Source organism: Streptomyces sp. NPDC005070, from assembly GCF_053600395.1.
The window spans coordinates 1-10,794 of record NZ_JBSFZS010000184.1 but is presented as its reverse complement, the minus strand read 5'-3'; the positions used below and the strand labels follow the sequence as shown (position 1 = coordinate 10,794).

The following is a 10,794-nucleotide window of genomic DNA, read 5'->3' as shown; positions in this document are numbered from 1 at the left end:
ATCCAGTACGAGGACTTCCGGCCGGCACACCGAGAGCACGCACCGGGCGCCGCTCCTTGACGGGCAAACGTTGCCTGCCGCGGCACTAGACGTCCAGGTCCACCACGACCGGTGCGTGGTCCGAGGCGCCCTTGCCCTTGCGCTCCTCGCGGTCGACGTACGCGTCCTTGACCGCCGTCGAGAACGCCTCGTTGCCGTAGACGAGGTCGATGCGCATGCCGCGATTCTTCGGGAAGCAGAGCTGGCGGTAGTCCCAGTACGTGTACGGGTGTTCGTACTTGAGGGGGCGCGGGACCACGTCCGTCAGGCCCTCCCCGCGCAGAGCGGCCAGCGCGGCACGCTCGGCCGGGGTGACATGGGTCAGCCCCTCGAAGGCGGCCACGTCGTACACGTCGTCGTCCGTGGGCGCGACGTTGTAGTCGCCCAGCACCGCGAACGGGCGGCTGCCCGCCGCGTCGCCCGCCACCGCCGCTCTCAGGGCCTCGAACCACTGGAGCTTGTACGCGTAGTGCGCGTGCTCCACCTCGCGGCCGTTCGGCACGTACACCGACCAGACGCGGACCGGACCGCAGGTCGCGGAGACCGCCCGGGGTTCCTCCGCGCCCTCGTACTCGGGACCGCCCGGCAGGCCCCTGACCACGTCCTCCAGGCCGACCCGGGAGATCACCGCCACGCCGTTCCACCGTCCCGTGGCGTGCACGGCCGCCTCGTAACCCAGCTCGCGGAGCTGTTCGACGGGGAACTGCTCGGCGGCGACCTTGGCCTCCTGGAGGCACAGCACGTCCGTGCCGCTGCTCTCCAGCCAGGCCAGCAGCCTCGGGAGCCGGGCGGTGATCGAGTTCACGTTCCAGGTGGCGATACGCATGCCTCACAACCTACCGGGCGGGTAAGACAACGGGTCCGCCGGAGACACTCCGTGCCGTCCTCTCACCACCGGGACGGCACGGAGCACCACGGGTGCGGGCGCGGCCGGCCCCGGCTCAGACCTCCGCCGACGCTCCCGGCGTCAGCCGCAGATGCTCGGAGCCGCCGAGGGCACCGATCTGGCGGTCGTAGATCGGCCGCGCGAGGTCCGTGAGCAGGGCGTCGTGGATGTCGTACGCGCGTTGCGGCTTGACCTCGCGCACGTACTCGATGACCTCGGAGATCTTGTTCCACGGCGCCATCACCGGGAGCATCAGCGTCTCGACCGGCCGGTCGGGGACGGTCAGGGCGTCCCCGGGATGGAAGACGCGGCCACCGTCGACGAGATAGCCGACGTTGGTGATCCGCGGGATGTCCGGATGGATCACCGCGTGCAGTTCGCCGTGCACCTGGACGTCGAAACCGGCGGCGGTGAAGGTGTCGCCGTGACCCACGGTGTGCACCCGGCCGGGGAAGGCGGCGGAGACCTTCTCCGCCACCGACCGCAGGGTCCAGATCTCGGCCGCCGGGTTGGCCTCCATGGCCGCGCGGAGCCGCTCCTCGTCGAAATGGTCCGGGTGCTCGTGCGTGACGAGGAGGACGTCCGCGCCCACGGCGGCGTCCTCCTCGCTGAAACCCCCGGGATCGATGACGAGCGTCCGCCCGTCCTTCTCGAGACGGACGCAGGAGTGCGACTTCTTCGTGAGCTTCATGAGCCCATCCTGCCCCCGCACCCGGCCCGGGGGTCACTCCTGTGGACGAGTCCGCCGGACGGCTCCGCCCGTTCACTCCTGGGGGGTCGTCTCCTCACGGATGATCTTCTGGGCCACCCGGAAGGCGCTGTTCGCCGCCGGCACACCGCAGTAGACGGCCGTCTGGAGCAGCACCTCCTTGATCTCCGCCGGGGTGAGACCGTTACGCAGGGCGGCGCGGGTGTGCACGGCGAGATCGTCGAGGTGGCCGCCCGCGACCAGCGCGGTCAGCGTCACACAACTGCGCGAGCGCCGGTCGAGTCCGGGCCGGTCCCAGATCTCGCCCCACGCGTACCGGGTGATGAACTCCTGGAAGTCCCCGGAGAACTCGTCCGCCGAGGTCAGCGCCCCATCGACATGAGCGTCCCCGAGCACGTCGCGGCGCACCTTGATCCCGATGTCGTACGGATCCTGCCGTCCCAGGGGCTCGGGCGCGACGGGGGCCGGGGCGATCTCGGCGAAGGGCGCGACCGGCGGCGGGGCGGCCTGCACGGGGTACGCCTGCGCGGCCTGGACCGCCATCTGACCGGTGGACGAGTCGAAGGCAGGCAGCCAGGCGCTGGAGAAGTGCCGTACGAGCAGATCCGTCACGGCGGCGGGCTGCTCCACGGGAACCAGGTGCGAGGCACCGGGGACGACCGCGAGCCGGGCGTCCGGTATCCCGGCGACCAGTGTGCGGGCCTCCGCGGGCCCGGTGACCTCGTCGTCGGAACCGGCCAGCACGAGGGTGGGAACACCCACCATGCCCAGCTCGCCCCGCACGTCGAAGGCGGCGAGCGCCTCGCAGGCAGCGATGTAGCAGCCGGGGTCGGTGGTGCGGACCATCTGCACGGCCCACTCGGTGATCGCGGGCTGGGCCGCGGCGAAGCCGCTCGTGAACCAGCGTTCGGGCGAGGTACGGGCGATCGGGTCCAGGCCGTTCGACCTCACGATCACCCCACGCTGCCGGAACTCGTCGGCCGTGCCGAAACGGGGCGAGGCGGCGATCAGCGCCAGGGACGCCACCCGCTCGGGGCAGCGCAGCGCCAGTTCGAGCCCGATGGCCCCGCCGAACGCGCAGCCCGCGTACCCGAAACGCTGGATGCCCAGCCGGTCGAGCGTCGCCAGCAGCCGTCCGGCGAGTTCGGCCACCGATCCGGCCGGATAGGCGGGTGCTCCGCCGTGTCCCGGGAGATCGAAACGGAAGATCCGCCAGCTCTTCGAGAGCTCGGGAATCTGCCGGTCCCACATGTGCCAGGTGGTGCCGAGCGAGGGTCCGAGTATGAGGACCGGAGCGTCTTCCGGGCCGTCGAGGCGGTATTGCAGGGTATTGGTCGGTGTCTCACTCACGCCCTGCACGCTCTCACATCACACGAATTTTCACGTGATCGGGCCTGAATCCCGTGCGAGCTGTCCCCCTATGGGGTGGCGTCGTAAGGGTCCTCCGGCGTGGCTTCACGTATATGTTCGTCGGACCTCGATGCCCAAAGCACACCAGAGCTCCCGCTCCACGTCCGTCGGCGGGACGTGCCCCGCGGGCCGCTCCGGGTGGCCGGCCGGTGGCCGGCGGCTCGTGTCCGGCGTCCGGTCCGGCTCATCCCGGTGGACGGAGGGCTCGGGCAGCGGGCATCCCGACAGCATGGAGCCGACCGCCAGCAGACCGGAGGTCCACCGGGCGAACACGTCGGCCCATCGGCGTGCGCGGCGTCTACCGGTCATGTCCTTGCCGCTCCTTCGTCGAGGGCGTCCACCGCACTGTGGGAACGGAGGGTATCCCGCTCCTCCCGGGCGTCGGGGACCGGATCCCGCCGCCGGGACTGCCGGACCGGATCGGGGACCGGCAGTGCCGCGAGGAGTCCGCGGGTGTAGTCGTCCTGTGGACTGCCCAGTACGTCGGCGGTCGAACCGGACGCGGCGACCCGGCCGCGGTGCAGGACCACGACACGGTCGGCGACCTGCTCGACGACGGCGAGATCGTGGCTGATGAACAGTGCCGCGAAGCCCAGTTCCCGCTGGAGTTCGGCGAACAGGCCGAGCACCTTCGCCTGGACGGACACGTCGAGGGCCGAGGTGGGCTCGTCCGCGATGAGCAGCCGGGGCCGCAGGGCGAGCGCACGGGCCAGCGCGGCACGCTGCCGCTGGCCGCCGCTGAGTTCGTGGGGGTAGCGGTCCGCGTAGGCGCGCGGCAGGTGTACCGACTCCAGCAACGCCTCGGCCTCGGCGCGGATCGCCGCGGCCGTCAGTTCGCGCCGGTGGACGGCCAGTGGTTCGGCGACGCTGTCGGCGACGGTCAGCAGCGGGTTGAAGCTGGCCGCGGGGTCCTGGAACACGTAGCCGATGTGGCCGGCCCGGCCGCGTGCGCGTCGCCGGGTCGTCAAGGGCTCGCCGAACACGTCGAGTTCGCCGCCGGTCACGGCCGTCAGACCGGCGACCGTCCGGCCGATGGTGGTCTTGCCGCTGCCGCTCTCCCCCACCAGCCCGAGCACTTCACCCGATCCGATCTCGAAACTCACGCCGTCGACCGCCCTGAAGCCCTTCCTCCTGAGCCGTCCCGGATGCTCCACGACCAGCCCGGCGGCCCGCACGACCGGCGGCCCGGTCCGCGCGGCGGAGGCCGGCGCGCGGCCTCCTTGCCGGCCGAAGACCGGGACGGCGGCCAGTAGTTCCCGGGTGTACGCGTGGCCGGGCGTCGCAAACAGCGCGCGGACCGGCGCCTGTTCCACCACCTCGCCCTCACGCATCACCACCACGCGGTCCGCCAGGTCGGCGACCACGCCCATGTTGTGGGTGATGAGGAGCACCGCGGTACCGAAGTCGGTGCGGCACCGGTGCAGGAGCTCCAGGATCTCCGCCTGGACGGTGACGTCCAGCGCGGTGGTGGGCTCGTCGGCCACGATGAGCCTGGTGCCGAGGGCGAGGGCCATGGCGATGACGGCCCGTTGCTTCTGACCGCCGGACAGTTGGTGCGGGTAGTGGTCCACGCGAGTGGCCGGGTCCGGGATGCCGACCTGGTCGAGCCAGTCGACGGCCATGGCACGGCGTTCGGCCCTACTGCCGCCGTGTCCGTGGGCCCGCAGTCCCTCGGTGAGCTGCCAGCCGATGGTGAAGACCGGGTTCAGGGCCGTGGACGGCTCCTGGAACACCATCGCGGCGTGGGTGCCGCGCAGTTCGCGCAGACGGGCCGGGGGCGCGGTGAGTACGTCCTCGGCCGGGTCGGCGGTGCCGTCGCCGAGCAGCACCCGGCCGCGGGTCGTCGCGGTGGCGGGCAGCAGGCCGAGGACCGACCTGGCGGTCACGGTCTTGCCGCTGCCGCTCTCGCCGACCAGGGCCAGCGTCTCTCCCGGAGCGACGGCCAGGTTCACTCCCTTCACGGCGGGGGCCGGTCCGGCGTCGGTGGCGAACGTGACCCGCAGGTTCTCGATGCGCAGCAGGTCAGTCATCGTCCGTGCCTCCGTCCGTCGTCGTGGGTGTGGGCGCCGCGGCCCGCCGCCGGAGCCGGGGGTCGGCCAGATCGGTGAGGCTCTCGCCGAGGAGGGTGGTGCCGAGCACGGTGAGCACGATGGCCAGGCCGGGCGGGACCGCGGTCCACCAGAGCCCCGAAGTGACGTCGGCGACCGAGCGGTTGAGGTCGTATCCCCACTCGGCCGCCGAGTTGGGCTCGATGCCGAAGCCGAGGAAGCCGAGCCCGGCGAGGGTGAGGATGGCCTCGGAAGCGTTGATGGTGAAGATCAGCGGGAGGGTGCGGACCGAGTTGCGCAGCACGTGCCGGAACATGATCCGCCGGGTTCCGGTGCCGATCACCCGGGCCGCGTCCACGAAGGGCTCCGCCTTCACCCGGATCACCTCGGCCCGTACGACACGGAAGTACTGCGGGACGAAGGCCACGGCCACCGAGCAGGCGGCCGCGCCGAGACCACCGGCCAGGCTCGACCTGCCGCCGCTGATCACGATCGACATGACGATGGCGAGCAGCAGCGGCGGGAACGCGTAGAGCGCGTCGGCCAGCCCGACCAGCGACCGGTCCAGCCTGCCGCCGAGGTATCCGGAGACCAGGCCCAGGACCGTGCCCGGCACCACCGACAGCAGCAGTGCCGCGAGAATGATCTCCAGCGCGGTCCTGGCTCCCCACACCGTGCGGGACAGGACGTCGTACCCCGCGATGGTGGTGCCCAGCGGATGGGCTCCGCTCGGGTGCTGCTGCGATCCGAACAGACCGGAACCGTCCTGGAGTTGGGCATAGCCGCGCGGGGCGAGCAGCGGGCCGAGGAGCGCCGCGAGGACGAAGAGCGCCGTGAGGACCACGCCCGTGAGCAGCATGGCGCGCTGCACCGCGCCGCCGGTGCGCAGGCGCTCCGGCAAAGGTGTCCGCCGGCGGAGGAGAAGCTGTGCCACGGCTCAGTACCTCACTCGGGGATCGATGAGGGCCGCGAGGATGTCGACGAGGAAGTTCGTCACCGCCACGACGACGGCGAACAGGGCCACGATGCCCTGCACGGCCGGGAAGTCACGCACCGTCAGATAGTGGGCGAGTTCGTAGCCGAGTCCCTTCCACTCGAAGGTGGTCTCGGTGAGCACCGCTCCGCCGAGCAGTCCGGCGACCTGGAGTCCGAGGACGGTGACGACGGGGATCAGGGCGGGCCGGGCCGCGTGGCGGGTGACCAGGCGGAGGGGTGCCACGCCCCGGGACCTGGCGGCCTCCACGTAGTCGGCGGAGAGGGTGCCGATCAGGTTGGTGCGGACCAGTCGCAGGATGATGCCGGCGACGAGCAGACCCAGCGCGAGGGCGGGCAGGACCGCGTGCTTCAGGACATCGACGACAGCCGCTCCGTCGCCGCTGCGCAGGGCGTCGACGAGGTAGAGCCCCGTCGTGCTGGACTGGTCCTGGAGGAAGAGCTGGACGTCGGTGCTCGCCCGGCCGGACGCGGGGAGCCAGCCGAGCCGGATCGCGAGGACGAGCTTCAGCAGCAGTCCCACGAAGAACACGGGGGTGGCGTAGGTGAGGACGGCGAACAGGCGCAGCGCCGCGTCGGGCGCGCGATCCCGGTGCGTGGCCGCCACCAGGCCCAGGGGGACGCCGACCACGAGGGCCACGACGAGTGCGTTGAAGGCGAGTTCGGCGGTGGCGGCGCCGTAGGTGCCCAGGACGTGGGTCACCGGCTGGTTGTCGGTGACGGTGTGGCCGAAGTCGCCGGTGGCCAGGGACCTGAGGTAGTCGAGGTACTGGGTGAGCAACGGCCGGTCGTAGCCCGCCTGGTGCAGCTTGGCCTGGAGCTGGTCCGGGGTGAGCCGGTCGCCGAAGGCGGCGCTGATCGGGTCTCCGGTGGCGCGCATCAGGAAGAAGACCAGGCTGACGAGGACGAGCACGGTGGGGATGATGAGGAGGAAGCGGACCACCAGGTAGCGGGTGAGTCCGTATCCCGCGGCGCCGCCGGCCGGAGCGGCGGCGCCGGGGATGTCCTGGGTCGGGGCGCTCACTTCTTCGCGAGCCCGGCCCAGCGGAACTGGTATGCGCTGCTCAGCTCGTCGGGCACACCGCTGACGTCGGTACGGGTGACGATCGCGGTGGACCCCTGGAGCAGGGGAAGCAGGGGCACCGAGGCGGCGGCCTTGTCCTGCGCCTCTTCGAGCAGTTCGGCGCGCCGGCCGGTGTCGGTCTCCGTCTCCTCCTTCTTGATCAGCTCACGGACGGCGGGGTCGGAGTAGTCGTTGGCGACCCAGCTGTTGGCCGAGTAGAAGGGCGAGAGGTAGTTGTCGGCGTCCAGGTAGTCGGCGTACCAGCCCAGTTGGTAGAGCGGGTACAGGTGCTTGACGCGGTCCTTGCCGTACTGGGTCCACTCGGTGGACTGGAGGTTCACCTTGAACAGTCCGGTGGCCTCGAGCTGGGTCTTGACCAGCGCGTACTCGTCGGCCGAGGAGGAGCCGTAGTGGTCGCTGTTGTACTGGAGGCTGAGGGTGACCGGGGTGGTCACCTTCGCCGCCTTGAGGCGCGCGGCGGCGGCAGCCTTGTCGGGGCCGCCCTTCTTGTCGCCGTAGAGCGACTTGAAGGAGGCGGTGGCGCCGGTGAGGCCGTCGGGCACGGAGCTGTACAACGGCTGGTAGCTGTTCTTGTAGACCTGCCGGGCGAGTTGGGCCCGGTCCACGGAGTCGGCGACGGCCTGCCGTACGGCCAGCGCCTTGGCCTTGTCGGGCTTCTTGGTCCTGGTGCCGTACGGCTGGGTCCGGAAGTCGAAGACGATGTAGCGGATGCCGTTGCCCGAGCCGGTGTGGACCTTGATGTCCTTCTTCTTGGACAGGTCGTCGAGGTCGGCGGTGGTGAGCGTGCGGTAGACGGCGTCGACGGTGCCCTGCTGGACGTCGAGCTTGAGGTTGCTCGCGTCGGTGTAGTACTTCAACTGGACGTTCTTGGTCTTCGCGGCGCCCAGACCGCCGCCGTAGGCGCTGTTGGCGGTGAAGGACACCAGCGAGTTCTTGTCGTAACTGCGCACGCCGTACGGACCGTTCCACGGCTTGCCCGCGACGATCGACTTGTCGTCGAGGATCTTGTCCGCGGGGAAGACCTGTTCGTCGACGACGTAGCCGGCGGCGGTGGACAGCACCTGCGGGAACAGGCTGTCGTCGGCCGACTTGAGGGTGAAGACGATGGTGGTCGGCGCCGGGGCGGCGACGGAGTCGAGGTCGTACAGGAGGGACGAGGGACCGTTCTCGTCGGCGATCTTCAAGGTGCGGTCGAAGCTGAACTTGACGTCGGAGGACGTCAGTTCGTGGCCGTTGGCGAACTTCAGGCCCTTCTTCAGCGTGACCGTGTACTCCTTGGGTCCGGTCGGCTCGATCCCGGTGGCCAGGTCCGGGGAGACCTCCGTGGCGCCGTTCCTCACGCTGAGCAGGGTCGCGAAGACCTCGCTCGCGATGGTGCCGGAGCCCGCGTCCCAGGAGCCCGCCGGGTCGAGGGCGGTCACCTGGTCCGTCGTGCCGACGGTGATCCCCGCTTCCGTGGAGCCGGTGGAGGTCTTGCTGCTCGTGCAGCCGGTCAGGGCCACCAGGAGCGCCGTACCGAGGGACATCGCGCCGAGCGACCGGAAGGGTCTGGTGGTGTTGTGCTGTGCCATGGCTGGTCTCTGCTTCCGCATGGTGGGGTGCACGAAGGGGCTTCGGCAGGCGGGGCATGCCGAGCGCGCGCTGTCGTGTGAAGGAGGGTGAGGAGTGGGTGCGGGTCAGCCGTGACAGAGACAGCTGCAGACCAGCAGGAGATCCACGTGGCGCCGGGAGCACAGCACAAGGCCCGTTGGCACGCCGTCCTCCCGGGAATGTCGTCGGCCCTCGGACCGGTGGGAACGCACTTGCAGAACAGGAAGATCCGCCGAGCCTTCACCTGGGGCACCCCACTGCGTCGAGGGTTGCCGTCCGGCCAGCCAGGGCTTGATCACCGGAACTCGTAGCTCGCGCTCACCGTAGGTTCCCGGTTCTCCCGGCGTCAAGGGCGCGCGACAAGCAATGTGATTGCAATCTGATGAGTCATCAGATTGCAATCGTATTGCACGGGACCGGACCTTCGGAGTGAAGCGTAAGCTGCGGCCGGAAAAGCGCGAGAACCAACTGCCCACCATTGGTGCGCGGTTGCTAGGGTCGGACCATGCAGATAGGCGTCAATGTCCCCAATTTCGGACCCGGCACCGACCCGGAAACCCTTTCCCGTTGGGCCAGGACGGTGGAAGGCCTCGGCTTCGACCTATTGATGGTCTCCGACCACGTGGCCATCACATCGGATGTCGCGAAACAGTATCCCGCCCCGTTCTACGATCCTTTTACGACGCTCTCCTGGCTGGCCGGTTTAACGACCCGGGTAAAGCTGGGCACCACGGTTCTCATCGCGCCCTACCGGCATCCTCTGCTGGTCGCGAGAATGGCGGCCAACCTGCATCAGCTCTCCGGCGGCCGGCTGATCCTCGGTGTCGGTGTCGGCTGGGCCCGGGAGGAATTCGACGCGCTCGGCGTTCCCTTCGAGCGGCGTGGCGCGCTGACCGACGAGTTGCTGGAGACCCTGCGAACCGCGTGGGCCGACGAGGCCGACTACCGGAGCGGGCAGATTCCTGTCTGGATCGGCGGCAACAGCGACGCGGGACTGCGCCGGGCGGCCCGCCTCGGCCTGCCGTGGCATCCGCTCCGGTTCACCATGCCGTGGTTCCGTGACGCGGTGGACCGCCTGAAGGACATCGCCGACGAACTCGGCCGGCCCGTACCCGGTCTGGCGCCGCGCATCGTTCTCCGGCTCACCCGGAAGCCGGTCGACCATCCAGACCGCCGAGCCGGCGAAGGCACCATCGAGCAGATCCTCGACGACATCGAGCAGTTGCGCCTCGCCGGTGCCGGCACGGTGGTCCTCGACCCCTACAACGGCGACCCGGACGAGACCCTCAGGCCCGAGGTGGCGTGGCAGGCGCTGGCCACCGTGGCCGCGCACCTGGCATAGCCCCCACCCACGCCCACAGAGACGGAGCCACAGTGGCCCCCAACGCCCACGAAACCCACCACGGCGACAGCCCCCACGCCGACGACACCGGCCCGTCCTCCGTCGTCGGCGAAGCCGACCTCGCTCATCTCCGCCGCTGCCTGGACCTGGCGGCCGAGGCCGTCGACGCCGGTGACTGGCCGTTCGGCTCGCTGCTGGCCGACGCGGACGGCAAGGTCCTGGCCGAGGACCGCAACCGCGAGTCCACCACCGGGGACCCGACCCGGCACCCGGAGTTCGAACTCGCCCGCTGGGCCGCGGCCAATCTGAGCCCCGAGGAACGGGCCGCGGCGACCGTGTACACCTCGGGAGAGCACTGCCCGATGTGCGCGGCCGCGCACGGCTGGGTCGGACTGGGCCGCATCGTGTACGCGAGCTCGTCCCAGCAGGCCCGGGACTGGAAGGCCGAGTGGGGCGTGCCCATCACCTCGCCCCTCAGCCCGTTGTCCATCCGGGACGTCGTACCCGGCCTGGAGACCGCCGGCCCGGTCCCCGAACTGGCCGAGCAGGTGAAGGAGTTGCACCTGCGCTTCCGGACCGGCCTCGACGCGGCCGGCTGACAGCACCGACAAGCGAATCGGATCGACCGCGCCTGCGAGTTGGTGAGGCTCAAAGGCGGCCTTCCGTGCCCTCGGAGATCGTCTGCCCCTCGAC

At 70.5% G+C, this 10,794-nt stretch carries 10 protein-coding genes and 1 riboswitch; of the genes, 2 read left to right on the top strand and 8 right to left on the bottom strand.

The genetic code is table 11. The features are described 5' to 3' along the window. Positions 1 to 85: 85 nt before the first annotated feature. The 8 genes from ACWEBX_RS34585 to ACWEBX_RS34550 all read right to left on the bottom strand — a co-directional run bounded on the left by ACWEBX_RS34585 (position 86) and on the right by ACWEBX_RS34550 (position 8,740). The gene (locus tag ACWEBX_RS34585) at positions 86 to 865 is read right to left on the bottom strand and encodes an exodeoxyribonuclease III (protein ID WP_451888715.1); all 780 of its coding nucleotides are present in this window, start codon (positions 863 to 865) and stop codon (positions 86 to 88) included. Between the two features lie 115 nt (positions 866 to 980). Further along, complete coding sequence (locus tag ACWEBX_RS34580) at positions 981 to 1,616, bottom strand: MBL fold metallo-hydrolase (RefSeq protein ID WP_451888714.1); 636 nt, start codon at positions 1,614 to 1,616, stop codon at positions 981 to 983. 72 nt (positions 1,617 to 1,688) lie between these two features. Next, positions 1,689 to 2,984, bottom strand: coding sequence for a bifunctional 3-oxoadipate enol-lactonase/4-carboxymuconolactone decarboxylase PcaDC (pcaDC, locus tag ACWEBX_RS34575; protein WP_451888713.1), 1,296 nt, complete (start codon positions 2,982 to 2,984; stop codon positions 1,689 to 1,691). A 105-nt stretch (positions 2,985 to 3,089) separates the two neighbouring features. Further along, positions 3,090 to 3,353 (bottom strand): DUF6059 family protein, encoded by a 264-nt coding sequence (locus ACWEBX_RS34570; RefSeq protein WP_451888712.1) that lies wholly within the window; start codon positions 3,351 to 3,353, stop codon positions 3,090 to 3,092. After that, complete coding sequence (locus ACWEBX_RS34565; RefSeq protein WP_451888711.1) at positions 3,350 to 5,074, bottom strand: dipeptide ABC transporter ATP-binding protein; 1,725 nt, start codon at positions 5,072 to 5,074, stop codon at positions 3,350 to 3,352. Before ACWEBX_RS34565 ends, ACWEBX_RS34570 begins: the two co-directional genes overlap by 4 nt. Next, positions 5,067 to 6,026 (bottom strand): ABC transporter permease, encoded by a 960-nt coding sequence (locus ACWEBX_RS34560; protein ID WP_451888710.1) that lies wholly within the window; start codon positions 6,024 to 6,026, stop codon positions 5,067 to 5,069. Before ACWEBX_RS34560 ends, ACWEBX_RS34565 begins: the two co-directional genes overlap by 8 nt. Before the next feature lie 3 nt (positions 6,027 to 6,029). After that, positions 6,030 to 7,109, bottom strand: coding sequence for an ABC transporter permease (locus tag ACWEBX_RS34555; RefSeq protein WP_451888709.1), 1,080 nt, complete (start codon positions 7,107 to 7,109; stop codon positions 6,030 to 6,032). Then, on the bottom strand, positions 7,106 to 8,740 hold the full coding sequence (locus tag ACWEBX_RS34550; protein WP_451888708.1) for an ABC transporter substrate-binding protein: 1,635 nt from the start codon (positions 8,738 to 8,740) through the stop codon (positions 7,106 to 7,108). The genes ACWEBX_RS34555 and ACWEBX_RS34550 overlap by 4 nt, the downstream gene beginning before the upstream one ends. Before the next feature lie 222 nt (positions 8,741 to 8,962). Continuing rightward, positions 8,963 to 9,072: riboswitch (SAM riboswitch) on the bottom strand. A gap of 192 nt (positions 9,073 to 9,264) precedes the next feature. On the opposite strand from ACWEBX_RS34550, the gene ACWEBX_RS34545 reads away from it, so the two are divergent. Next, the gene (locus ACWEBX_RS34545) at positions 9,265 to 10,101 is read left to right on the top strand and encodes an LLM class flavin-dependent oxidoreductase (RefSeq protein ID WP_451888707.1); all 837 of its coding nucleotides are present in this window, start codon (positions 9,265 to 9,267) and stop codon (positions 10,099 to 10,101) included. Positions 10,102 to 10,133: 32 nt separating this feature from the next. Continuing rightward, complete coding sequence (locus ACWEBX_RS34540; protein WP_451888706.1) at positions 10,134 to 10,700, top strand: nucleoside deaminase; 567 nt, start codon at positions 10,134 to 10,136, stop codon at positions 10,698 to 10,700. Positions 10,701 to 10,794: the final 94 nt, after the last annotated feature.